The organism is Ruegeria sp. CDSC052 (assembly GCF_059610685.1).
This window is the reverse complement of sequence record NZ_JBXWOB010000003.1, coordinates 337,469-360,472: the sequence shown is the minus strand read 5'-3', so window position 1 is coordinate 360,472 and position 23,004 is coordinate 337,469. Positions and strand designations below refer to the sequence as shown.

The following is a 23,004-nucleotide window of genomic DNA, read 5'->3' as shown; positions in this document are numbered from 1 at the left end:
TCTTGTTTGCCATTCTAGGTCCTCCGTTTCCTAAACATAACGGGGGACCAGTTCAGTTGGGGAGGCTCAGCGGCTGGGTTTTGCCGGTGCTGATCCGGGGATTGAGAAACAAATGCCGCTGCCCATCGGGCGCCGTGTTCGCGCCTGCTATGACGTGTTGTTGGAAGACCTTGAAGAGCATCCAGGCAGTGACGTCATTCATTTCCTGTTGCGCCGCCCAGCTCTGAAAAGCATCGTGCGCCGCATCCAAACCATGAGCAGGCACAAATACGCCGAAATCCGAGCCAACCTTGCGGACCGGAACGTGCGCCCCATGGACCTGTTGCGCTGCAAGCTTGCCTTCTTTGGCGTCAGCAAGTTCGACCCTCGTTCGAAGCTATGGGTACGTAACACAATGTATCAGGGGGCACCGCTGATTGATGACATCGGCCAGACCTATGAAAGCTGGTTCCTGCCACTGAAACCGCAGATTGAGGAGGCACAGGCATGAAAGTATCCCGTAACGAAATGATCACCGCGCTGTCCCGCGCCTACGAAGGAGCCGGGCACGAGATCGGTGACTATGAGGACGCTGGCCAATTGGTCACTTGGTTGCAAATGGCGGGTCTGAGCGGGTTCGACCGTATCAGCCTGCCACCACGGGCCCCCAAGGGTGGAGCGACTCCGCGGTTGGTGTTCGAAAATGACGACATCGCCGTTCTTGATGCAGGTGGCGCGGATGTCTGCGAGCACGGCTCATTGGCGGCCTATCTGATGCACTCCAAGGCCAACAAGTCGGGCTTTGCGATCATCGAACTGGCCAACTGCCGCTATCCTGGTCTAATCCTGCGAAGCCTGTCGATGGTCGCGCAGTTGGGCGTGTATATCTCAGCCTATCGGAAAGATCAGGTTGGATCACACGGAGCGAGCTTTGAAAGCGGCGCGACTTTCCCGCATTACTGGCGATTGGATAATGCAGATGACAGAAAAGAAATCTCGATCGTCACTATCATCTGCACAAATCAGCCTGCATTGCTGGCGGACGCGGTGACACGTCAGGTGGAGCAATCCGGACTTCAGCGGTTTGAAATTTCGGCGGCGCAGCTAGCAGCCAACTATAACCAAGCTTTGGAACAGGGGATTGAGGTTGACCCCGGTCAATGGGACGCCCTGAACGCCGCCGCTTGGCCCATTCTCGTTCGCTCAGATACGCAATCCCGCTCAGGCGCCGGGCCCATGTGAGGCTTGGGATATGAGCCAGCGCTTGCTCCGTTTGCAAACAAAAAAAATGCCGCCCCGATTGGGGCGGCGTCGGACCGGAACTCGTTCAGCATGTATTCCCGGTGAATCGGCGCTGGGTCGCCAAAGAACCTTTTGACCCTGCGCGCCATGAGCCAGGGGTAGTGCACAGGGCCAAGGTCTGATGTGCGTCAATCCTGCCGGTTATGTTCGCGGTAGCTCGGACATTCTGGCAAGGATGTCCACACCCTGCTGTTTCCAGAAATGCAAAAGGTCGATGAATATCCAGTTCTCGGCCAACTTATCCCCGTCTCGCCGATAGATATCTATCACCCGAAATTCACCGGCTTTGTCAGTTGCAGGCATTCCCATGAACCCGCCAGTTGGACGGGCTGTGAAGTTCGGCCAGCCAAAAAAACCGCCATAATGACCCTCTGCCAGGCGGCATATGTGTTTGGTTTTCGACCGGTCAGTGAAACCAGCACGGAAAGGGCCTGCATGCTGTTGGGCGTAGCGTTCGATCGTGTAGGTCGCCCCGATCCCGGATGGCCCCCACCAGATCATGTCTTCGGACCATGTGCGCCGTAGCTCGTCCTCAAGGCTGAGGCCGCTGTTCCATTGGCCCAGATCGGAGATCATAGAGTTGATGGCCGCCAGAGTCCGCTCTCCTTCCGCCGCAGGTTGCGGACCGACCATCAGGCCGTCATGGGTCATGGGCCCCGGCTGCACGAGCTGCGCGGCTGTCTGAGGCGGGAACGGCTGCAATCCGGCTTGCATCATGAAATGAGGTATGTCGAAATACATCGCCGTTTCAGTGATTTTTCCGTTTTCGACCTTGTTGAATTCGCAATAGCGCAGAAATGTCATTTTGCCGTTTGGCGAGATACCTAGCCAATCTTTGTCGAACAGCCCCATGAGATGGCCCATTGATACAACCCAGACCGAGGTGAAACCGTCCATCTCGTTTTCTCCGGCCATGAATACGTCCATACGGCGCTGCATTCGGGTCAGGCTTTGTTTCAGCGGAAGCCAGAACTGGGCACCTACGTCACTGGGGTCATGCAGTTCGTCAAAGGGATGGAATCCGCGCCACAGATAGTCATCGGCGCAATATTTCGAGATCACGTCAGGGACCGCTGATTCTTCAGCTCGGCTCAGAGCTTCATAAAGATCCAGAACAATATTTTTCTCGGCTTCGTAAGGCATATTCTTTTCTTTCAGTGCTTTACCAGGAATTGAGCACAGGTTTTCTGTATAGTGAAACGTAGATTTGCAAACGCATGCAAAAAAAGCTTGCCTGATGTTCCATCAGATGTCTATGCTCTTGCAAACGTATGCACGACAAGTGCACATGGGAGGACAGAATGGCCGAAATTCAACTTCGCAGTGTTGGGAAACGTTGGGGATCGTTTGTGGGGGTGGATAATTTCGACCTGACTATTGCCGATAAAGAGTTCTTGGTTCTTCTTGGCCCATCAGGCTGTGGCAAGACGACAACCATGCGCATGATTGCGGGTTTGGAGGACGCCAGCGAGGGCGATATTCTGATAGATGGCGAGCGTGTCAATGACATGGAGCCCAAGGACCGCGATGTTGCCATGGTGTTTCAGTCCTACGCGCTCTATCCGAACATGAATGTTTATGAGAATATCCGGTTCCCGCTGAAGGTGCGCGGCATCGACCCTTCCACACATGACGAAAAAGTGCGCCGCGCTTCGGCCATGGTCGAACTGGATGACTTTCTGCATCGCAAACCGGCAGAGCTGTCGGGCGGCCAGCGTCAGCGCGTCGCTTTGGCCCGCGCCATTGTTCGCGAGCCAAATGTCTTTCTGATGGACGAACCGCTGTCAAACCTTGACGCCAAGCTGCGTGTTTCGACGCGCGCGCAGATCAAGAACCTCAGCCACGAGCTTGCCGTGACCACGATCTACGTGACTCATGACCAGATCGAAGCGATGACTCTTGCAGATCGTGTGGTGATCATGAAGCAGGGTATCGTGCAGCAGGTTGGCTCTCCGACCGATATTTACGATGCACCCGCAAACACTTTTGTGGCCAGCTTTATTGGCAATCCGGCAATGAACCTTATCGATGGTCAGGTTCAGGATGGGGTGTTTCGGGCTCAGAACACTGAGGTGCATGGGCTGAATGCGTCGGACGGCCCGATTACGCTGGGCTTTCGCGCCGAGGACGCCAATGTCGTGGAAAGCGGCGGCGAGATTAACGGGCCCATCTACACGCAGGAGCTTTTGGGCGACAGCACGATGGTCTCGGTTCGGATCGGTGGCGCGCTGGTTTCGGTCAAAGCCGACAAAACCTATCGCGCTGAAATCGATGATCAGGTTTCAATCCATATCCACACCGATCACTGCCACTTGTTTGATGCGCAAACCGGAACGCGTTTGGAGCGCTGAACAGAAAATCCAAACCCGCATTGCCGGGTTTAACGCAGGTGCAGACTTCGAAGATGCACCCATCTACCTAGGGAGGAATACAAATGTTTCTGAAGAAAATTGCATTGGCTGGGTCCTTGGCCGCCTTTGCCGCCAGCGCAGGTTATGCCTGTGAAATTAGCGGGCGCGTGAATATCGTCGGTAACGAATTTGCGGCCATTCAGGCCGTCGCAACCGGCGCGAAAGAATGCACAGGCGCATCGGTCGATTCAAACCTGACCTCCGAGCACCAGACCATCAACGTGGCTGGTCTGTCCGGAAACCCGTCTGAATACACCAGTGCCATCATCGCCAACAGCTCGATCGTGGCGTTGATGAACGAAGATGTTATTCGGCCGCTCAACGATCTGGTGGAACAGCATGGTCAGGACCTGCAGCCAGGTCAGTTGATCAAGATTGGTGATGACATTATGGCCGTGGCGTTCATGGCGAATGCTCAGCACCTGATGTATCGCAAGGACGTGTTGGAACAGGCCGGTGTCGAAGTGCCGACAACCTATGAAGAATTGCTCGAAGCGGCCAAAGCCATTCGCGAGCAGGGCATCATGCAAAACCCGGTTGGCGGCGCCTATGCGTCGGGTTGGAATCTGGCACAGGAATTCAACAACATTTTTCTTGGCTATGGCGGCAGCCACTTCAAAGCCGGAACAGCTGAGCCCAACGTGAATTCTGAGGCTGGTGTCAATGCGCTGAACATGATGAAGGCTTTGTCGGAATACATGAACCCCGACTTCCTGACCCACGATTCCAATGCCACTAATGCCGAATACCGTGCTGGTAACGTTGCAATCATGAACATGTGGGGTTCACGGGCATCACAGCAAACCACGACCGAAGGCGTGCTTCAGGAAGTGATCGACGGTCATGCGATCGGCGCACCACTGACAGTCGGCGGCGGCTCGACGCCGGCATCGACCCTGTGGTGGGACGGCTGGACCGTCGGCAAGAACATCTCGGATGAAGAAGCCGAGGCTACGTTCATCGCGATGAAACACGGTATCCGTCCTGACATGCTGAACGATGAAACCACGCCGCTGGCGGTATGGTTGATCGAAGGCTACGAGCCTGGTGCGGACGCCGAAGGCGTGTTTGAGGCGGCCAAAATGGGCACACCGCCTTATCCGATGTTGCCTTACATGGGCCTGATGCACAGCGCGCTAGGCAATGAACTTTCAGACTTCATGCAAGGCAAGGAAAGCGCTGAGCAGGCGCTGGCCGATGTCGAAGCCGCATATCGCGCCGCTGCCATCGAACAAGGTTTCCTCCAGTAGGGCCTGACTCGTGCGGGCGTCTGTAAGGGCCGCCCGCACAAACCAATTCACGTGGGGATTGCGACATGCGCCATAAGACCTTCCTGTGGTTCTTCCTGCCCACCGGGCTTGCGATGCTGCTGTTCATCGCGATGCCGATAGTCTCGGTGGTGACCCAATCCATTTTCGCGCCTCATCCGGCCGTTTTGTTAGAGGTCGAAAGCTGCACCCCCCTGATCGGCTGCACGACAGAGACCACGATTGATCAAGAGGCAACAGCCGCCCTTCGCGCCGAGAAACCACTGGGCCGATTTGTCGGATTGGACATTTACCTGGACCGTGGCCACCTGGCGATCCAGGAAATTGGACAGATCTGGGCTGCGAATGAAACCTGGGGCGGTTTCTTCTCAAAGATCGGTAATTTGCCCTTTTACAGGGCAATGGCTTTTACGCTGACCTTCACGTTTGTTGTGACGCCGCTCACAATCATTTTGGGGCTGGTGATTGCGCTGGCAATCAACTCCCTGCACCGAAATCTCAAAGGGCTGCTGATCTTCTTTTCGCTTCTGCCGATGATCGTCACTCCGTTGATTGGCTCGCTTATCCTGTTCTGGATGATTGACAGCCGCGGGGTCATCGGCAACGCCCTGGTATATCTGGCCGGGGATCCGGATTTTAGCCTGAAGGCCTCAACCGGGCTGATGTGGGTGGCGCTGATGGTTTATGGAGTTTGGCACGCCGCTCCATTTGCATTTGTCGTGTTCTATGCGGGGTTGCAAACATTGCCCCAGGATCAAATCGAGGCCGCCCAGATAGACGGGGCAACCCGCTGGCAACAGGTTAAGTTCGTGGTCGTTCCTCATCTCATGCCACTGGTCACATTTGTTGCGTTGATTCAGTTGATGGACAACTTCAAGGTGTTTGAACCGATAATCGGGTTCAGCGCAGGTGCGCACGCACAATCCCTTAGTACATTCATCTTCAACGACTTAGGCGGTGAAACCCGGCAGCTTTCTTCCGCGGCCGCGACCTCTGTGATCACGATAATCGGAGTCGCCATTCTGCTGTCACCGGTGCTTGTCCGCACCTGGCGCGACTTCAAAGGAGCAAGATAATATGGCCAGCCGCGCACAAAGAATGCCTAGAAGTCTCCGGATCGCCACGTCCTTATTTGTGATCCTATGGTTCGTTCTGGCCGCTTTCCCGTTCCTCTGGACGGTCTGGGGTTCGTTCAAGGTAGAGTTGGATTTCTTTTCGATCGCCGACTGGACCAATGCCATCACCGGAGCACGGACCGAAGCCGTCTATGGCTCGCCCTTCACAACCACAGGGTACGAGGGCGCCTGGATACAGGAAGAATTCTGGCGGAATGTTCTCAACACGGGGATCATCTGTTTCTTTGTTGTCACCATCTCGCTCACAATCGGAACGCTGGGGGGCTATGCCCTGTCCCGGTCGACCTACAACTATACGTTCTGGCTATTGATCACGGCACTTATCTTCCGGGCTATGCCACCGATTACGCTGGTCTCGGGATATTTGCTGCCTTTCTTCGAATGGAACATCTGGGGGATCCTTCCAACCACGATCATCGTGCTTGTGGCGATAAACCAGCCGTTCACTCTGTGGATGCTGCATTCTTTCTTTAAGAACATCCCAAGCGAGCTGGATGAAAGTGCCAAGGTCGACGGATGCAACCAGTTCCAGGCATTTCGTCGGGTGATCATTCCGGTGATGTGGCCAGGGGTGATCACCACCGGGCTGTTCTCGTTCCTGCTGGCCTATAACGATTTTGCCGTCGGGGCGATGCTTCTGTCCGAAAGCAACCGCACGATGGTGCCTGCCATTGCCGCGTTTCTTGGTACAACGCAGACCGAAGGTAACGTGATGTTCGCGGTTGCGGCTGTGGTTTCAGCCACAGTTCCACTGTTCATTCTGGTCATGTTCTTCCAGCGACAGATTGTGGGCGGTCTGACGGCCGGGGCTGTGAAAGGCTAACTCTGATGGGACGCACTCATCCTCAGTCCGTATCTGCCCATGCGCATACTGCCAGACTGAATGTGGCTGCGCGCAGGACCCGGCGGCCGGGACGAATTCCATTTGCTTTGATGCGCGCGGGACCTTGCGGGGCGCTTCTCCGAACACGCCCCGAACAGACCCCATTGAGACAGAGAAGATGAAAAACCTCGACCGTAAACCCTTTCTGAGATTCACCGAAGCACAACGCCATCCTGGCAACTTCCGGCCGGCATTTGACGCTTTCTTCGCCCCCGGTGCACATGTCAACGTGGTGCATCCCTTCAATGAGGTCGCGGGCGGCCTCGGGCTGCACGATCACGTCATCGCCCCGCTCGCCGCTGCCTTCGACGGGCTTTTTCGGCGCGATGACATCGTCATGGCCGGCGAATTTGACGGGCAGGACTGGATCAGCGCCACCGGCTATTTCGTTGGTCGGTTCTCGCGCGACTGGCTTGGCATCCGGGCCACAGGCGAGCTTGCCTATCTGCGCTTTGGCGAGTTCCACCGGATGCAGGACGGCAAGGCGGTGGAAAGCTATATCTTCCTCGATATTCCAGAGCTGATGCTGGCCGCTGGACAATGGCCGATCCCCGACAGCCCGGGCAAGACCCGCGGCTTCACCGGCATGATTCAGGGCCCTGCCAGCCATGATGGCATCTTGACCACTCCGCAGGATCCTGCCGAGGGTGCCAAGAGCTATCATATGGTCACAGAAATGCTGGCCGGGCTTGCTACCGAGAACGAGGCTTGGCGCCCCTACTGGCATGACAACATGGTCTGGTACGGCCCCGGCGCCTTCGGTTCTTTCGTCGGGATCGAGAGTTTTGCCAGCTTCCAGGTGCCTTTCGAAGCCACCTTTGAAGGCTGGTCCGGCGGCACTGCGGGCAACGGTATGACGGCGCATTTCACCCGCTATGGCGAAGGTAACTACGTATGCTCGGGCGGTTGGCCCTCGTTAACTGGCGTCCAGGTGAAACCTTTCCTCGGCCAGTCCGCAAGTGGAAAACGCGTCTTCATGCGGGTCTGCGACTGGTGGCGCCGCGAGGACGATCTGCTGGTCGAAAACTGGGTTTTTGTCGATGTCCCGCATGTGCTGTTGCAACTGGGCTATGACCTCTTTGCTGAAATCGCCGAGCAGGCTGCATGAGCTGCTCTGCCAGACATAACGCCGTTGCGCGCCATCCGGCGCTCAACCGGATGCCAAGGGATTTTCTGACGGCGGATTAATCCTCGCCCTCCACACAGAAGACCCCTTGGTAACCATAAAAGGAAGAGAAACATGAAGGGCTCCCGCCCCGAACAGGCCGTGCTGACACGTGACACGGACATGAGCAAAACCGACGAGACCCGCGCCGTGATCGAGGGGATGGTCGATGGTTTGAACGACCACCGTATCGAAGACATCGGCGAATTCTTCGCCGAAGGGTTCCGCTGGCTTGGCAACCAGGGTTGCGGCACCAAGACGGGCCTGAAGGAATTCCAGGAAAACTGGCAACGCCCGTTCCAGGCTGCGTTTTCCGACAAGACCTGCATCGACGAGGCCCGGCTTTATATGGGCGAGTGGGCGGCAGCTTTTGGCCGCCAGGAAGCAACCCATTCTGGCGAATTTCTGGGGATTGCGCCCACCGGCAAGCGCGTCGAGATCCGTTACATGGATTTCTGGAAAGTTGTCGACGGCAAGATCGTCGACAACTGGGTGAATGTCGATTTTGCCCATGTCGCCTCGCAGCTTGGAGTCGATCTGTTCCAGGGCAAAGGGTGGGAAACATTTGACCGGGGAGAAGAAATTCCGCCCCGGCCCGAAAATTGAGGATTAGGACAATGGCTATCGAATATCTGAAAAGCGGCAAACCCGAGGCCGACCGGGCCGAAGATGACGCCAAAACCCGCGCTGTCGTTGAAGCGACGCTGAAAGACATCGAAACCCGAGGTGATGCGGCAGTGCGTGATCTGTCGGAAAAGTTTGATAATTACTCGCCGGAAAGCTTCCGCCTGAGCCAGGAACAGATCGACGAGCTGATTGCCTCATTGACCGAACGCGAGCTCGCCGACATCAAGTTCGCTCAGAAACAGGTGATAAACTTCGCCCAGGCGCAGCGCGACTCAATGCTGGATATCGAGGTTGAAACCTTGCCGGGGGTCATCCTCGGCCACAAGAACATCCCGGTGCAGTCTGTTGGCTGTTATGTTCCTGGCGGTAAATTCCCGATGGTTGCGTCGGCGCATATGTCGGTTGCGACCGCTAAAGTGGCCGGTGTGCCTCGCATCATCGCCTGTACGCCACCGTTTCAGGGCAAGCCCAATGCGGCCGTGATCGCTGCCATGTATCTGGGTGGGGCGCATGAGATCTATGTCATGGGTGGTATCCAAGCGATTGGTGCCATGGCGATCGGTACGGAAACCATTGATCCGGTCCACATGCTGGTCGGCCCCGGGAATGCCTTTGTGGCAGAAGCCAAACGGCAGCTCTTTGGTCGCGTTGGCATCGACCTTTTTGCGGGCCCGACCGAGACCATGGTCATTGCCGACGAAACCGCTGCCGATGCCGAACTTTGTGCGACCGACTTGTTGGGGCAGGCCGAGCATGGCTACAACAGCCCCTGTGTTCTGGTCACCAACTCGCGCAAGTTGGCCGAAGAAACGCTGAGCGAGATCGACCGTATCCTCGGTATCCTGCCTACCGCCGGAACCGCAAAAGTCAGCTGGGAGGAGTATGGGGAAGTCATTGTCTGCGACACTTATGACGAAATGCTGCAAGTTGCCGATGATATCGCCTCTGAGCATGTGCAGGTGATGACCGACCGTGACGACTGGTTCCTGGAAAACATGACCAGCTATGGCGCGCTGTTTCTTGGGGCGCGGACCAATGTTGCAAACGGTGATAAGGTGATCGGCACGAACCACACGCTGCCGACCAAAAAGGCCGGACGTTATACCGGCGGCTTGTGGGTCGGCAAGTTCATGAAAACTCACAGCTACCAGAAGGTTGTTACTGACGAGGCTGCGGCAATGATCGGCGAATACGGCTCACGCCTGTGTATGCTGGAAGGCTTTGTCGGCCATGCCGAGCAATGCAATATTCGCGTCCGGCGTTATGGGGGCATCAACGTACCTTACGGCGAAGGTGCGGCTTATCGCGAGGCTGCAGACGCGTCCTCATAAGAGTGAGGTCATTGCTGCAGAACTTGCGCTTGGGGTTTGCCCGGGCACCACGGGTTTTGAAAGAAAAGCAGATAACACAATGCGAGATTTCGCAATGGACACACATTCTACCCATAAGGCCCTGATCGCGCCATTGCGCGAAGCCATGTATAACTTTGACGAAACCGGCGTCCGAGCTGCACTGCAGGCGGTGATTGCGCCCGATGCCGTCATCCACATGCCCCATCCATTCGGCGACCTGACCGGGCCGCAGGAACTCTATGATGCCTGCTACACACCGCTTTTGAAATCCATGCCCGATCTGGAACGCCGGGATTGGATTGTGATGGGCGGGCCGACGCAACATGGTGATGATTGGGTCTGCTGTGGCGGCCACTACGTAGGCACCTTCGTCGCCCCTTGGTTGGACATCCCGCCGACCGGGCATCTGACCCATATGCGGTTCCACGAATTCTACCGCTTCGAAGATCGCAAAGTTGTCGAAATCCAGGCACTCTGGGACATTCCCGAAGTGATGATGCAGGCGAAGGCCTGGCCGATGGCCCCGTCTTTGGGGAAGGAGTTCTGTATTCCCGGCCCGGCGACGCTGGACGGTATCGTGCGGGGCCCCTGGGATGAGGCAAAATCGAAGGCCTCCTGCGACCATATCGTTTCCATGCTTGAACATCTGGAAAAGCATCCCAGTCAGGGTGGCCCCGAAGTGATGGAGATGGAAAGGTTCTGGCATCCGCGCATGAACTGGTACGGCCCCGCTGGGATCGGCACCGGGCGCGGCATTGCAGGGTTTCGCAACTGGCACCAGATCCCTTTCCTAGGTGGCATGCCGGACCGAGGCAAATACGCCGACGAGATCACCTTTCATTTCTTTGGTGACGGTGATTATGCAGCTGTTACCGGCTGGCCGGACATGATCCAGACCATCACTCATGACGGCTGGATGGGTATCGCCCCTTCTGGCCAGCGCATCACTATGAGATCGTTGGATTTCTGGCGATTGGAAGATGGCCTGATCCGGGAGAACTGGGTGTTGGTCGACCTGCTGGACGTGTACCGGCAACTGGGCGTAGATGTCTTTGCCCGCCTGCGCGAATTCAACAAAGCGCGTGTCGCAGGTGAAATTCCATACCCAGTCGGCGAGGTCTGATATGCTCAATTTTCCCAGTACCCCTAGTTTCAGTCTAGGCGGCAAACGTGCGCTAGTCGCCGGGGCATCGTCGGGCATAGGTCTGGCCTGCGCCGTAGCGCTGGCAGAGCATGGGGCCGAGGTCACATTGGCGGCGCGCCGCGCAAGTGCGTTACAAGAGATAGCCGATCAGATGACTGCCAGGGGATGGTCTGCCAAGGTGCTTGAGATGGATGTCACCGATGTCGCAGGAACTGCCGCGGCTGTCGCCGAAAACGGGCCGTTTGACATCCTTTTGAACTCGGCAGGGTTTGCACGTCATAGCAAGGCGGTCGAAACGGTGCCCGAAGATTTTGACTTGGTCATGAACGTCAATGTCCGGGGGGCCTATTTCCTAACCCAAGCCGTTGCCAAAGGGTTGCTTGAGGCCGGGCGTCCCGGATCGCTGATAAATATCTCAAGCCAGATGGGCCATGTCGGCGGGCAGGAACGCGCGGTCTATTGCGCCTCCAAGTTTGCGGTCGAGGGCTTTACCAAGGCGATGGCGCTGGAATTCGGGCCCGCAAAGATCCGTGTCAACACGATTTGCCCGACTTTCATCCTGACGGATTTGTCCCGGCCTACATTCGCGGACCCGACCAAACGGGCCTGGATTTTGGACAAGATCAAGCTGGGCCGCCCGGGAGAGATTGAGGATATTATGGGCGCGGTAGTGTACCTGGCATCAGAGGCGTCGGCTTTGGTTACAGGAACAGCAATGTTGGTGGACGGAGGCTGGACGGCAGACTGATGGTTACTCAGAAGGTTACATCGTTGGACGTTGCCCGGCTGGCCGGGGTCAGCCAATCCGCCGTTAGCCGGGTCTTTACGCCTGGTGCATCTGCCTCGCAAAAAACGGTCGCGAAAGTGCGCAAGGCAGCGGATGAGCTGGGATATCGGCCAAATTTTCTGGCCCGTGCGGTTGTCTCGGGCAAAAGCCGGATCATTGGACTTGTGGTCGCCTATCTGAACAATCAGTTCTATCCTGAAGCGTTGGAAAAGCTGACAAACAAGTTGCAAGAGCGCGGCTACCACGTGCTGGTCTTCATGGCGTCGCATCAAGCCGGCAACATAGACAACGTGATCGAAGAAATACTGGATTTTCAGGTTGATGGGATTATCGCGGCTTCGGTGGCTTTGTCGTCGGATCTGTCGGATCGTTGTCTGGCTGCCGGTGTGCCGATGGTGCTGTTTAACCGGGTTCAGGACGACCCGGCCATGTCGGCGGTCACCTCGGACAATATCGCGGGTGGGCGCAAGGCTGCCGAATTCCTTTTGGCCGGGGGGCATAAAAAGATCGGGTACATCGCCGGTTGGGAAGGCGCGTCGACCCAGCGCGACCGCGAAGCAGGTTTCAGGGCCGCCTTGCATGATGCGGGGGCGGAACTGCATGCGCGCGGCGTTGGGAACTTCACCAGCGAACAGTCGCGGGCGGCAACGCTTGAGATGTTTGCTTCGGACCCGCCCGACGCCGTTTTTGTGGCCAATGACCACATGGCTATTGCAGTGATGGACACCCTCAGATTCGAGTTGGGCCTAAGGATTCCCGAAGATGTTTCGGTTGTCGGATATGACGATGTGGCCGTTGCAGCATGGCCAACCTATAGCCTGACCACTGTACGACAGCCTGCAAACCGTATGGTTGCCGAAACCGTGGACATTTTGCTGAGCAAAATCGAAGGGCCCGATGTTGGTCCGCACCGATTGGAAATAGATGGACCGCTGATTGTTCGCGGTTCTGCACGTATACCTGAAGGATGGAAGACATGAAGGGATTTGACCCGAAATTCAAAGATTTCCCTGACTATATTATTGGGATCACAAAAGAAATCTGGGAAGATCGGGGCATTGCCACGCTGCACCATTACTATGCACCCGATATCGTGGTTCGATCCCCGGGGTCAGTTGTCGTTGGCAATCAGGGCGTCATTGCCGCTACCATGGCAACGCTTGCCGAGTTCCCCGACCGCACATTGCTGGGTGAGGATGTGATTTGGTCCGGCACACCGGAAAATGGCATGCTGTCCTCGCACAGGCTTTTGTCGACTGCGACCCATCTGGGCGACGGTGTCTATGGGAAGGCTACCGGGAAAAAGCTGGTCTACCGTATCCTTGCTGACTGTCACGCCATCAACAACCAGATCAACGATGAATGGCTGATCCGCGACCAGGGTGCGATTGTCCAACAGATGGGTTGGGACCCAAAAGAATATGCCCGCGATCTGATCGCCCGCGAAGGCGGCCCAGAGGCTTGCGCCCAGCCTTACACGCCGGCGAATGATCAGCCTGGACCTTACAAAGGGCGTGGTAATGACAATGAATGGGGTCAGAAATACGCCGACATTCTGAACCGGGTCATGTCTGCAGACCTGAGCGTGATCAGTGCCGAGTATGACCGCGCCGTGCAATCGGAATATCCGCGCGGCACGACTGGTCACAGCTGGGCTCCGGTCGATCGCTTTTGGATGGGACTTCGCGCCTCTTTCCCGAATGCCGAGTTCAAAATTCAACATCAGATCGGTCGCGATGACCCAATGATGCCGCCTCGCGCCGCGATCCGCTGGTCGCTGCATGGCAAGCATGATGGATGGGGTGTGTTCGGCACGCCGACGGGGGCCGAGGTCTTTGTGCTGGGTATCAGCCACGCCGAATTCGGCCCCTGGGGCCTGCGCCGTGAATACACTCTGTTTGATGAAACGTCGGTCTGGAAACAGATCCTTTTGAAAACCGGTGATCTGTAAAATGTCGCATCGTCTCTCAAATCTGGAGGCTGGGCAGGCCCTGCGGCTTTTTCACGCCCACCGGGCCAGCCTGCGTGCCCGGCGACTGAACAACCGCCCGCCTGGTTTCGGAGTTTGACCGCAGCGAACTCCAACCAAAAGGAAGACTGAAATGAGTACCATCCAAAGCCGCATCGTCCGTTATGGCGAATTGAAACCCTGTAAAACCGCGTTCATCGACGCCCATACCCCGGGGTCAGATCAAAAGGAAAACTTCACCATCATCGGCGGGGGCGTATCTGAAAGCCCCGACCAGCATGTCCACATCACCGACAAGATTGGTTTCAACATCGGTGCCGCAGGCCAACCGCCGAGATGCCGGAACTCTCTGCATAGCCACACCACGGCCGAAGTGTTCTTTGTCGCCAAAGGCCGTTGGCGGTTCTTCTGGGGCAGATACGGATCGGCTGGTGAGTTCATTGCCGAAGAAGGAGACATCTTCAACATCCCGACCGGTATCTTCCGCGGGTTTGAAAATGTGGGGCAGGACTATGGGATGATCATGGCGGTCCTTGGTGGTGACGATGCCGGGGGCGGGGTCACCTGGGCGCCGCAGGTTATTCAGGATGCGCAGGCCCATGGCTTGATGCTGGGAAACAATGGGGTTCTTTACGACAGCAAAAAAGGGGAAACGCTGCCGCATAACGTACAGCCCATGCCCTTGCTGACTGAAGAGCAGTTGAAAGCCTATCCCGAGGTCCCCGTCGAAAATGTGATTGGCAATTACGTGGCCCGCTATTGGGATTTGATGGCGCTGTCATCAAACAAGCCTGCCGTTGTGATCGGTGAAAACGGCCTGATCAAAGACAAGCCGGGTTTCGAGGTTGATTTCCTTGGTCGCGGCTCGTGCGTGTCTGATCCGGTCAAAGCCGAAAAGCCTGTGGTCTTGATGCCGGCCAGTGGCCACTGGCGGATTACGATTGAGGATGTCGAAACAACCCTGACAAATGGGGATACCGCACTGGTTCTGCCCGGCGAAAGCTATGGCGTCACGCCTTCGATGACCGGTGACGCGGGGCTCTATCGCGTTACCGCAACCGAAGATCCGGCAGGTACAACTTGGACAGGTGCATGAAACAAACTGCGCTGCCTTCCGGGCGGCGCAGATTAGACTTGCAGAGGGAGAAGAAGGAATGACCCGCATTTCAACCACACATGTAGGGAGCCTTCCGCGTAGTCAGGAGGTCGTGGATTTCATCTTTGCGCGCGAGCGTGCAGAGCCATTTGACGCGGATGCGTTTGATGCCTGTATGACCTCGGCCGTGTCCGAGACAGTGCGCAAACAGGTCGAAGCCGGGGTCGATATCGTATCGGATGGCGAGACATCGAAGATCTCATACGCCACCTATGTCAAAGACCGCTATACCGGCTTTGACGGGGACAGCCCGCGCAACGCGCCAGCGGATCTGAAGATGTTTCCCGGCTTCCTGAAACGTCTGGCTGATGATGGCGGTACGCCACAATATGCGCGCCCAATGTGTGTGGGTGAGGTGCGGTCAAAAGGGCAAGGTGAACTGCAAAAAGACATCGACAACCTCAAGGTCGCCATGGCCGCGCATGGTGTCGAGCGTGGTTTTATGAACGCGGCCAGCCCGGGTGTCATCTCGCTGTTTCTGCAAAATGATTTCTACCCCACGCGTGAAGCCTATCTGGCTGCACTCGCCGATGCGATGAAGCAAGAGTACGAAACCATTGTGGGGGCCGGTCTGGATCTACAGCTGGATTGCCCCGACCTGGCCTTGTCTCGCCATATGCTGTTCTCTGACCTTTCGGACGAAGAATTTGTCAAAGTCGCCAATTTGCATGTTGAGGCCCTGAACCACGCATTGCAGGACGTTCCCGCTGACAAGGTGCGCGTCCATATTTGCTGGGGCAATTACGAAGGACCGCATTGTTGCGACATTGGAATGGACAAAGTGTTCGGCACGCTGATGTCGACCAAATCCCGCTATGTCCTGTTCGAAACCTCGAACCCCCGTCATGCGCATGAATGGACAGTGTTCCGTGACCGCAAAGCCGAAATACCAGAGGACAAAGTGCTTGTACCTGGCGTTGTCGACACCACGACAAATTTTGTCGAACATCCGGAACTGGTCGCCCAACGTATTGAACGGTTTTCGAATATTGTCGGCGGCGAAAGAGTGATCGCGGGCTCGGATTGCGGATTTGGCACTTTTGCCGGATTTGGTGCGGTTGATCCTGATATCGCCTTTGCCAAGCTTGGATCTCTGGCCGACGGGGCTGCATTGGTCACATGAAACCACTTGTAATGTTGCCCGGCATGATGTGCGACGCCCGGCTTTTTGCCCCGCAGATCGCGGCGCTTTCGAGCAGCAATCCTGTCCTCTACGCGCCGATTGGGGGGCATGACACGGTGCAGGCTTTGGCCGCCGAAGTGTTGTCTTATGCGCCCCCGCGCTTTGTCCTTGCGGGTCTGTCCATGGGTGGCATCGTTGCGATGGAAATAATCCGGCAGCAACCGCAGCGCGTCGTCAGCGTGGCGCTGATGGATACCAACCACTTGGCCGAACGGGATGACGTCAAAGCCAGGCGTGGTCCACAAATCGCCTCTGTGTCCAGTGGGGGCTTGGGCCGGGTCATGGCCGAGGAGATGAAACCGAATTACCTGACCGATGGCCCGAACCGCGAGGCAATTCTGAACCTGTGCATGGATATGGCCTTGGGTCTTGGACCGGATGTTTTTATCAACCAGTCCAAAGCATTGCGAGATCGCCCCGATCAAAGCGATACCTTGCGCGGTTATACCGGGCAGGCCCTGATCCTGTGCGGGAAAGATGATGCTCTGTGCCCGGTTTCGCGACACGCCTTGATGCATGAACTTCTGCCCAACAGCTGTTTCGAGGTCATCGAGCAGGCGGGGCATTTGCCTACGCTTGAACAACCCGAACGGACGACAGCGGCTCTGTGCCGTTGGCTGGAGGCACTATGAAAAAACCCTTGCTGGATCTTTTGAAATCCGTCGACACCCCCACCGTTTGCAATGCGATTGAAGTGGCGCAAGGCAAGCGTGGGTTCGACAATTTCACGCGGGGCACAATGCTGTGCTCGGATCCCGATGCGGGGGCAATGGTCGGTTATGCCAGAACGGCAAAGATCGCGGCGGTGAACCCTCCCGACGACCCTCCCGAAGTGATCCGTCAGCGCCGGATGGATTACTACCGGCACATGGCAACGGGCACAGGCCCGGTTGTTACGGTTGTCGAAGATTTGGATTTCCCGGACTGCATCGGTGCTTACTGGGGTGAGATCAATACCACGGTCCACAAAGGGTTTGGCATCAGCGGTGCGTTGACCAACGGCGTGATGCGGGATCTGGGCGACTTGCCGGTTGGGTTTCCCGTTGTGGCGGGCTCGGTCGGTCCAAGCCACGGGTTCGTGCACGTCAAAGAGGTGGGCACCCCGGTGACCATCTTCAGCCTCTCGATCAAGGACGGGGACCTGGTGCATGCGGACCGGCACGGCGCTTTGGTGATTCCGCCCGAAGTGGTGGACAGCCTGGAACAGGCGATCCGCAAATTGCTTGAAACCGAAAAGCTTATTCTTGGCCCAGCACGCGCGTCAGAGTTTGATTTTGAGGCCTTTGAACAAGCATGGGCGGCGTTCGAAACCTCGCGCACGTAGTGCGGCAACAACCGCGCGGCCCAGCCATAGACTAACCCGGCAGCGAGGCGATGTGATCCTGAATAGACCCGTCATTAGCGATGGCGATCGTGTCGGAAATCGCGGCTGGATCACACCCATCTCATGCCCAAATCCGACAGATGCCTTTGAACCCGTCCAGGATAGTCCGAGACGATGGCATCGACACCCAGATCAATCATCCTGCTGATATCCGTCGGTTCATTGACCGTCCATACGGCTACGCAAAGCCCAAGTTCTTTGGCAACCGCGACGTCCTCAGATATCACATCTGCGAAATACGGACACCAAAGCGCGCCGCCCGCTTGCTTGACCATTTGCGGGATTTTTTCGCTTTGGCTTCGAAAGTCCGGACAAACGGCCTTGGAGGAATCCTCGCCAACGTCATCGGCATTTTCGGGAAGCTGCGTCAGGTAAGATGACGGCATGTCAGGCGCCTGCCGCTGACAGACTTCCAACAGGGTCCAGTCAAAGCTGTGCAGCAACACGCGATCGGATAGGCCAGCGGCCCGAACCTGCTGTACCACGCATGCGACAAAGCGGTCCAGATAGGCTGCGTCATGGGCCAGATCCGGATCAGATTTCAGTTCGAGCATCAGATTGGCTTCGCCGTATTCCGGCCGATTGATCAGATCCAGCAGATCCTGCAGCTTTGGTACGCGAACGCCGTCCAGTTGGGCCTGATCGGGGAACCGTCGACCATAATCCGAGTGTCCGTCCAAGCGCCCGATTTCGAACTGTTGAATCTGGTCGAAGGACAGGGACGAGACTTTGGGTTCTTTTCCGGTCAAAAACTGACCGCTGGCATCCCGAAAGGTCGGCGCATGTAGCCGATGGTTATGGGTTATGACGGGCACATCATCCACCGTCAGCACCACGTCAAACTCAAGAAGTGGAACCCCGATGGACAGCGTAAAATCGAAGCCGATCATGCTGTTTTCGGGCAGGACGCCGCGTGCCCCCCGGTGCCCTACTACACGGATCAGGTTTTTACCGCCGCGAAACGCCTCGACCTGAGGGAAAGGCATCAGCCCTCGAGCCTTATGCCAGAGGCCGGGTCAAACAGATGCATATGCTCTGGCGCAACAGAAAAACGCATATTGGGATGACGGCCTTCGATCGGATGAACACCCGGAAGGCTGATCGTGATTGCCGCGCCAGAGCCTGACACCTGACCGTGCAGCAAAGTATTCGCCCCCAGCGGTTCGGCTATCTGTACTACGACATCAAAGGGCCCGTTTTCATCAAAGAACAGATGCTCTGGCCGTATGCCCAATTTGAACGGGCCATCGGGCCCGCCTGATGGGCCAATCTCGGCATCGTTGATCCTGATCTTTCCGCCCTGGCGCTCTGCATCAAAGGTATTCATCGCCGGGCTGCCGATGAACTGCGCAGCGAACAGCGTCCGCGGCGTCTCATAGACCTCAAGCGGGGTGCCGATCTGTTCGGCAACACCACCGTTCATCACGATCATTCTGTCGGCCATGGTCATGGCCTCGACCTGATCATGGGTCACGTATAGCGAGGTGATCCCCAGCTTTTCTTGCAGTTCGCGGATTTCCAGGCGCATCTGGACACGCAGCTTTGCATCCAGGTTTGAGAGCGGCTCATCAAACAGGAACACGGCAGGTTCACGGACAATAGCGCGGCCCATGGCAACCCTTTGGCGTTGACCGCCTGAAAGCTGACGGGGCTTGCGGTCAAGCAGCGGCTCAAGCTGCAACAGCTTAGCGGCCTCGGTCACCTTCTGGTCAATCTGAGCCTTGGGCAATCCGGCGATTTTCAGACCATAGCCCATGTTCTGGCGTACCGACATATGGGGGTACAGAGCATAGTTCTGGAACACCATCGCAATGTCCCGGTCCATCGGCTCCTTGTCATTGGCGCGCTCTTCGCCAATCCGGATTTCGCCGGATGTCACAGTCTCAAGCCCGGCCACCATCCGCAGCAAAGTGGATTTGCCGCAGCCGGAGGGGCCCACGATCACGATAAACTCGCCATCCGCGATATCGACGTCGATGCCATGAATGACGTCCGTCGGGCCAAAGCTCTTTTTGACGTTCTCAAGGGATACTGTTGCCATTTCTTATTTCTCGCTATCGACAAGGCCGCGGACAAAAAGCTTTTGCATCGACACCACCACAAGGACCGGTGGGATCATAGCCAGGATCGAGGTCGCCATGATCGTCGGCCAATGGGCAAAATCATCGCCCGAGGGGAACATCTGTTTGATGCCCATCACGATGGTGTTCATCTCAGGATCGGTGGTGATCAGCAGCGGCCAGAGATATTGGTTCCACCCATAGATGAACAGGATCACGAACAGGGCCGCGATGTTGGTTCGGCTCATCGGGATCACGATATCAACGAAGAACCGCATCGGGCGGGCGCCATCCACCCGCGCGGCCTCGGCCAGTTCGTCCGGGATGGTCAGAAAGAACTGGCGGAACAGGAACGTGGCCGTGGCCGAGGCGATCAGCGGAAAGATCAGCCCCGAATAGCTGTTGAGCATACCAAACCCGGCCACCACCTCGAAGGTCGGGACAATCCGCACCTCAACCGGCAGCATCAGGGTCAGGAAGATCAGCCAGAAAAACGTGTTCCGCCCGGGAAAGCGGAAATAGACGATGGCAAAGGCTGACAGGAGCGAGATGACGATCTTGCCCACGGCAATGCCAATCGCCATCACCAGGCTGTTGAACAGCATCGTTGCGACCGGGACGTTCACGCCTGAGAACAGGGCCGCCTTGTAATTCACCCAGAACTGATCACCTGGCACAACCGGCATCGGGGGCGAAATGATATCGGCCTGCGTGACGGTCGAGGCCACAAAGGCCAGCCAGATCGGGAAGAAGATGACCAGAACGCCAAGGATCATAAACGCATGGGTCAGCCACAGGCCCGCACCACGTTTCTCGACCATTCCATGTTGTTGGGCCGCCATCAGTAATGCACCCTCTTCTCAACATATTTGAACTGGATCACTGTCAGTAGGCCGACAACCACCAGCAGGATGACCGACTGGGCCGAAGACGACCCCAGATCTTGGCCCACAAACCCATCGGAAAAGACTTTGTAGACCAGGATGGTTGTGGCTTGTTGCGGACCCCCTCCGGTGATCGTGTGGATCACGCCGAAAGTTTCAAAGAAGGCATAGACAATGTTCACGACCAGCAGGAAGAACGCGGTCGGCGACAAAAGCGGCAGTACGATGGTAAAGAACCGGCGCCAAAAATGGGCCCCATCAATCGCCGCCGCTTCGATGACCGAGCGAGGCACGGATTGCAGCGCGGCAAAGAAGAACAGAAAGTTATAGCTGATGCGACCCCAGGCCGAGGCGACAACGACCAGCCCCATGGCCTCGGCATCGTTCAGGACGTGGTTCCAGTCATAGCCAAGCTGGCCCAGATACCATGCGACCACACCAACGCGGGTGTTGAACATGAACAGCCACAGCACACCGGCCACGGCAGGGGCAACGGCGTAGGGCCAGATCAGCAGGGTCCGATACACGCCTGATCCTTTGATCAGCCGGTCTGCGATGACCGCCAGAAACAAGGCCGGGATCATCGAGCACAAGGTCACAAGCGTCGAAAACACCGCCGTCGTCACGAATGAGGCGCGGTAGTATTTATCGCTCAGCAGGAATTCGAAATTGCCCAGTCCGACGAACTGAGACGACAGCCCGAACGGGTCGGGAATGAACAACGATTGCCATACGGCCTGACCAGCAGGATAGAAAAAGAAGACGGCGGAAATGATGACCTGCGGGGCGATCAGCGCAAGCGGCAGCAGCCAGCCGCGAAAAATGACGCGTTTTTCCATTCTATTGGCCCACCAGAGTAGAATGCGGGCCCAACGAGGCCCGCATCAGATTACGACTTATTGATTGGCGGATTCGAACCGGCGCAGCAGCGCGTCGCCGCGTTCCTTCGCACTGTCCATCGCCTCTTGGGCGGTCTTTTCACCGGCCCAGATGGCCTCAAGCTCTTCGTCGATGATCCCACGGATCTGGTCGAATGATCCCAGACGCAGACCTTTCGAGTTTGCCGTCGGCTCTTTCGCGGTCATCTGGATGACGGCGATGTCAGTGCCCGGGTTTTCGTCATAGAAACCAGACGCTCGGGTCGCCTCACCTGCCTCAGTAGTGATGGGCAAATAGCCGGTGTTCTGGTGCCAGGCCGCCTGAACGTCAGACGAGGACAGGAAGCTGAGGAACTCGCCGACGCCTTTGTATTCATCGGCCTCATGACCTTCCATGACCCACAGTGAGGCACCACCGATGATGGTGTTCTGCGGCTCGGCCGTGACAGCTTCCCAATAGGGCAGTGGGCGCACGTCGAAATCAAACTCGGCTTCGGCTTTGATTCCGGCGTATCCCGCCGAGCTTTCGGTGAACAGGGCGCATTCGCCGGACCGGAAGTTCGCGCCACCTTCGTTGCGGCGGCCCGTGTAGATGAACTTGCCGTCCTTGGCCCAGTCACCCATCGCGGTCAGGTGTGCAACCTGGGCCGGACCATTCAGCATCAGCTCGGTATCCAGACCGGCAAAGCCGTTATCCTGCGAGGCGAAGGGGACGTCGTGATAGGCTGACAGGTTCTCAAGATGAATCCAGCTTTGCCATGCAGTGACCAACGGGCAATCTTCACCACCGGCCTTGAGCTGCTCCAGCGTTTCCCCGACCTTTTCCCAGGTCGACAGATCGGTGTCAGGATCAACGCCCGCCGCTTCGAACGCATTGCGGTTGACCCAAAGAACCGGTGTTGACGAGTTGAAGGGCAGGGACAGCATGTCGCCATCCGTGGTCGTATAATACCCTTTGACCGAGCCGATATAGGCGTCCGGATCAAATGACGCACCGCTTTCAGCCATCACCTCATAGACCGGTTTGATCGCGCCCTGGGCCGACATCATAGTTGCGGTGCCAACCTCGAATACCATCAGGATCTGCGGTTGTTCACCGGCGCGGAACGCGGCGATGCCTGCATTCAGGGTTTCCGAATAGTTGCCCTTGTGGCTTTCAACCACGACATATTCATCCTGGCTGGCGTTGAATTCTTCAACCTGAGCTTTCACAAGCTCACCCAGGCGGCCGGTAAAGGCATGCCAGAACTGAACTTCGGTTTGCGCCATTGCCGCGATCGGGGACAAGGCTGTCGATACGGCAAGAGCGCCAAGCAATTTCGTTTTCATGATTCCTCCCATGCATCAAAGGCGATGCTTCGTTGAATACCGAGCGCTACGCGTAATCGGCACACATGACGATTTCACGACGTTAACGTTACAGAAATATAATTCAA

The 23,004-nt window shown here is 56.9% G+C and carries 23 protein-coding genes; 17 read left to right on the top strand and 6 right to left on the bottom strand.

The window, feature by feature from the left end; translation table 11 throughout:
- Window positions 1-112 precede the first annotated feature (112 nt).
- On the top strand, window positions 113-490 hold the full coding sequence (locus AC2FIM_RS08955; protein WP_271949120.1) for a hypothetical protein: 378 nt from the start codon (window positions 113-115) through the stop codon (window positions 488-490).
- A complete protein-coding gene (locus AC2FIM_RS08950) occupies window positions 487-1,221 on the top strand; it encodes a DUF3726 domain-containing protein (protein ID WP_496676796.1) in 735 nt (244 codons plus the stop codon). Before AC2FIM_RS08955 ends, AC2FIM_RS08950 begins: the two co-directional genes overlap by 4 nt.
- A gap of 201 nt (window positions 1,222-1,422) precedes the next feature.
- Here AC2FIM_RS08950 and AC2FIM_RS08945 read toward each other — a convergent pair whose 3' ends face one another.
- Window positions 1,423-2,424 (bottom strand): nuclear transport factor 2 family protein, encoded by a 1,002-nt coding sequence (locus tag AC2FIM_RS08945; RefSeq protein ID WP_496676799.1) that lies wholly within the window; start codon window positions 2,422-2,424, stop codon window positions 1,423-1,425.
- 158 nt (window positions 2,425-2,582) lie between these two features.
- Between AC2FIM_RS08945 and AC2FIM_RS08940 the strand changes: the two genes are divergently transcribed.
- The 15 genes from AC2FIM_RS08940 (at window position 2,583) to AC2FIM_RS08870 (ending at window position 17,686) form a co-directional block, all read left to right on the top strand.
- Window positions 2,583-3,632, top strand: a complete 1,050-nt coding sequence (locus tag AC2FIM_RS08940) for an ABC transporter ATP-binding protein (protein ID WP_142639930.1) — start codon at window positions 2,583-2,585, stop codon at window positions 3,630-3,632.
- Window positions 3,633-3,715: 83 nt separating this feature from the next.
- Window positions 3,716-4,942, top strand: a complete 1,227-nt coding sequence (locus tag AC2FIM_RS08935) for an ABC transporter substrate-binding protein (RefSeq protein WP_271949112.1) — start codon at window positions 3,716-3,718, stop codon at window positions 4,940-4,942.
- Window positions 4,943-5,007: 65 nt separating this feature from the next.
- Window positions 5,008-6,036, top strand: a complete 1,029-nt coding sequence (locus AC2FIM_RS08930) for a carbohydrate ABC transporter permease (RefSeq protein WP_142639926.1) — start codon at window positions 5,008-5,010, stop codon at window positions 6,034-6,036.
- A gap of 1 nt (window position 6,037) precedes the next feature.
- The gene (locus AC2FIM_RS08925) at window positions 6,038-6,919 is read left to right on the top strand and encodes a carbohydrate ABC transporter permease (RefSeq protein WP_496676806.1); all 882 of its coding nucleotides are present in this window, start codon (window positions 6,038-6,040) and stop codon (window positions 6,917-6,919) included.
- A gap of 178 nt (window positions 6,920-7,097) precedes the next feature.
- Window positions 7,098-8,087 carry a nuclear transport factor 2 family protein gene (locus AC2FIM_RS08920; protein WP_496676809.1) on the top strand — a complete coding sequence of 330 codons (990 nt, stop codon included), beginning with the start codon at window positions 7,098-7,100 and terminating at the stop codon, window positions 8,085-8,087.
- Window positions 8,088-8,219: 132 nt separating this feature from the next.
- Window positions 8,220-8,750 carry an ester cyclase gene (locus tag AC2FIM_RS08915; RefSeq protein ID WP_142639920.1) on the top strand — a complete coding sequence of 177 codons (531 nt, stop codon included), beginning with the start codon at window positions 8,220-8,222 and terminating at the stop codon, window positions 8,748-8,750.
- An 11-nt stretch (window positions 8,751-8,761) separates the two neighbouring features.
- Complete coding sequence (gene hisD / locus AC2FIM_RS08910; RefSeq protein WP_496676812.1) at window positions 8,762-10,102, top strand: histidinol dehydrogenase; 1,341 nt, start codon at window positions 8,762-8,764, stop codon at window positions 10,100-10,102.
- 79 nt (window positions 10,103-10,181) lie between these two features.
- A complete protein-coding gene (locus AC2FIM_RS08905; RefSeq protein WP_496708003.1) occupies window positions 10,182-11,246 on the top strand; it encodes an ester cyclase in 1,065 nt (354 codons plus the stop codon).
- A gap of 1 nt (window position 11,247) precedes the next feature.
- The gene (locus tag AC2FIM_RS08900) at window positions 11,248-12,015 is read left to right on the top strand and encodes an SDR family NAD(P)-dependent oxidoreductase (RefSeq protein ID WP_271949099.1); all 768 of its coding nucleotides are present in this window, start codon (window positions 11,248-11,250) and stop codon (window positions 12,013-12,015) included.
- Window positions 12,015-13,034: a LacI family DNA-binding transcriptional regulator gene (locus AC2FIM_RS08895; RefSeq protein ID WP_142639914.1), complete on the top strand. Its 1,020-nt coding sequence runs from the start codon at window positions 12,015-12,017 to the stop codon at window positions 13,032-13,034. The genes AC2FIM_RS08900 and AC2FIM_RS08895 overlap by 1 nt, the downstream gene beginning before the upstream one ends.
- Window positions 13,031-14,005: a nuclear transport factor 2 family protein gene (locus AC2FIM_RS08890; protein ID WP_281972844.1), complete on the top strand. Its 975-nt coding sequence runs from the start codon at window positions 13,031-13,033 to the stop codon at window positions 14,003-14,005. Before AC2FIM_RS08895 ends, AC2FIM_RS08890 begins: the two co-directional genes overlap by 4 nt.
- A 151-nt stretch (window positions 14,006-14,156) precedes the next feature.
- Entirely contained in the window at window positions 14,157-15,119 is a 963-nt protein-coding gene (locus AC2FIM_RS08885; RefSeq protein ID WP_281972845.1) for a cupin domain-containing protein, read from the top strand.
- Window positions 15,120-15,177: 58 nt separating this feature from the next.
- The gene (locus AC2FIM_RS08880) at window positions 15,178-16,302 is read left to right on the top strand and encodes a cobalamin-independent methionine synthase II family protein (RefSeq protein ID WP_496676820.1); all 1,125 of its coding nucleotides are present in this window, start codon (window positions 15,178-15,180) and stop codon (window positions 16,300-16,302) included.
- The gene (locus tag AC2FIM_RS08875) at window positions 16,299-16,994 is read left to right on the top strand and encodes an alpha/beta fold hydrolase (protein ID WP_496676822.1); all 696 of its coding nucleotides are present in this window, start codon (window positions 16,299-16,301) and stop codon (window positions 16,992-16,994) included. Before AC2FIM_RS08880 ends, AC2FIM_RS08875 begins: the two co-directional genes overlap by 4 nt.
- Entirely contained in the window at window positions 16,991-17,686 is a 696-nt protein-coding gene (locus AC2FIM_RS08870; protein WP_496708004.1) for an RraA family protein, read from the top strand. Before AC2FIM_RS08875 ends, AC2FIM_RS08870 begins: the two co-directional genes overlap by 4 nt.
- Before the next feature lie 110 nt (window positions 17,687-17,796).
- Here the strand turns inward: AC2FIM_RS08870 and AC2FIM_RS08865 are convergent, their stop codons facing one another.
- From AC2FIM_RS08865 to ugpB, 5 genes are read right to left on the bottom strand one after another with little or no spacing between them, the layout of a single operon-like run.
- Window positions 17,797-18,732: a glycerophosphodiester phosphodiesterase family protein gene (locus AC2FIM_RS08865; protein ID WP_496676828.1), complete on the bottom strand. Its 936-nt coding sequence runs from the start codon at window positions 18,730-18,732 to the stop codon at window positions 17,797-17,799.
- Window positions 18,732-19,787, bottom strand: coding sequence for a sn-glycerol-3-phosphate ABC transporter ATP-binding protein UgpC (gene ugpC, locus AC2FIM_RS08860; protein ID WP_496676831.1), 1,056 nt, complete (start codon window positions 19,785-19,787; stop codon window positions 18,732-18,734). The genes AC2FIM_RS08865 and ugpC overlap by 1 nt, the downstream gene beginning before the upstream one ends.
- A 3-nt stretch (window positions 19,788-19,790) precedes the next feature.
- A complete protein-coding gene (ugpE, locus tag AC2FIM_RS08855; RefSeq protein WP_271949133.1) occupies window positions 19,791-20,627 on the bottom strand; it encodes a sn-glycerol-3-phosphate ABC transporter permease UgpE in 837 nt (278 codons plus the stop codon).
- A gap of 20 nt (window positions 20,628-20,647) precedes the next feature.
- Entirely contained in the window at window positions 20,648-21,529 is an 882-nt protein-coding gene (gene ugpA, locus AC2FIM_RS08850) for a sn-glycerol-3-phosphate ABC transporter permease UgpA (protein ID WP_142639899.1), read from the bottom strand.
- A gap of 57 nt (window positions 21,530-21,586) precedes the next feature.
- Window positions 21,587-22,897, bottom strand: a complete 1,311-nt coding sequence (gene ugpB / locus AC2FIM_RS08845; protein ID WP_271949090.1) for a sn-glycerol-3-phosphate ABC transporter substrate-binding protein UgpB — start codon at window positions 22,895-22,897, stop codon at window positions 21,587-21,589.
- Between the last annotated feature and the right edge of the window lie 107 nt (window positions 22,898-23,004).

Coding starts and splice junctions, on each gene's coding strand:
- AC2FIM_RS08955 (WP_271949120.1), top strand. CDS start 113: ATGCCGCTGCCCATCGGGCGCCGTGTTCGCGCCTGCTATGACGTGTTG.
- AC2FIM_RS08950 (WP_496676796.1), top strand. CDS start 487: ATGAAAGTATCCCGTAACGAAATGATCACCGCGCTGTCCCGCGCCTAC.
- AC2FIM_RS08945 (WP_496676799.1), bottom strand. CDS start 2,424: ATGCCTTACGAAGCCGAGAAAAATATTGTTCTGGATCTTTATGAAGCT.
- AC2FIM_RS08940 (WP_142639930.1), top strand. CDS start 2,583: ATGGCCGAAATTCAACTTCGCAGTGTTGGGAAACGTTGGGGATCGTTT.
- AC2FIM_RS08935 (WP_271949112.1), top strand. CDS start 3,716: ATGTTTCTGAAGAAAATTGCATTGGCTGGGTCCTTGGCCGCCTTTGCC.
- AC2FIM_RS08930 (WP_142639926.1), top strand. CDS start 5,008: ATGCGCCATAAGACCTTCCTGTGGTTCTTCCTGCCCACCGGGCTTGCG.
- AC2FIM_RS08925 (WP_496676806.1), top strand. CDS start 6,038: ATGGCCAGCCGCGCACAAAGAATGCCTAGAAGTCTCCGGATCGCCACG.
- AC2FIM_RS08920 (WP_496676809.1), top strand. CDS start 7,098: ATGAAAAACCTCGACCGTAAACCCTTTCTGAGATTCACCGAAGCACAA.
- AC2FIM_RS08915 (WP_142639920.1), top strand. CDS start 8,220: ATGAAGGGCTCCCGCCCCGAACAGGCCGTGCTGACACGTGACACGGAC.
- hisD (WP_496676812.1), top strand. CDS start 8,762: ATGGCTATCGAATATCTGAAAAGCGGCAAACCCGAGGCCGACCGGGCC.
- AC2FIM_RS08905 (WP_496708003.1), top strand. CDS start 10,182: ATGCGAGATTTCGCAATGGACACACATTCTACCCATAAGGCCCTGATC.
- AC2FIM_RS08900 (WP_271949099.1), top strand. CDS start 11,248: ATGCTCAATTTTCCCAGTACCCCTAGTTTCAGTCTAGGCGGCAAACGT.
- AC2FIM_RS08895 (WP_142639914.1), top strand. CDS start 12,015: ATGGTTACTCAGAAGGTTACATCGTTGGACGTTGCCCGGCTGGCCGGG.
- AC2FIM_RS08890 (WP_281972844.1), top strand. CDS start 13,031: ATGAAGGGATTTGACCCGAAATTCAAAGATTTCCCTGACTATATTATT.
- AC2FIM_RS08885 (WP_281972845.1), top strand. CDS start 14,157: ATGAGTACCATCCAAAGCCGCATCGTCCGTTATGGCGAATTGAAACCC.
- AC2FIM_RS08880 (WP_496676820.1), top strand. CDS start 15,178: ATGACCCGCATTTCAACCACACATGTAGGGAGCCTTCCGCGTAGTCAG.
- AC2FIM_RS08875 (WP_496676822.1), top strand. CDS start 16,299: ATGAAACCACTTGTAATGTTGCCCGGCATGATGTGCGACGCCCGGCTT.
- AC2FIM_RS08870 (WP_496708004.1), top strand. CDS start 16,991: ATGAAAAAACCCTTGCTGGATCTTTTGAAATCCGTCGACACCCCCACC.
- AC2FIM_RS08865 (WP_496676828.1), bottom strand. CDS start 18,732: ATGCCTTTCCCTCAGGTCGAGGCGTTTCGCGGCGGTAAAAACCTGATC.
- ugpC (WP_496676831.1), bottom strand. CDS start 19,787: ATGGCAACAGTATCCCTTGAGAACGTCAAAAAGAGCTTTGGCCCGACG.
- ugpE (WP_271949133.1), bottom strand. CDS start 20,627: ATGGTCGAGAAACGTGGTGCGGGCCTGTGGCTGACCCATGCGTTTATG.
- ugpA (WP_142639899.1), bottom strand. CDS start 21,529: ATGGAAAAACGCGTCATTTTTCGCGGCTGGCTGCTGCCGCTTGCGCTG.
- ugpB (WP_271949090.1), bottom strand. CDS start 22,897: ATGAAAACGAAATTGCTTGGCGCTCTTGCCGTATCGACAGCCTTGTCC.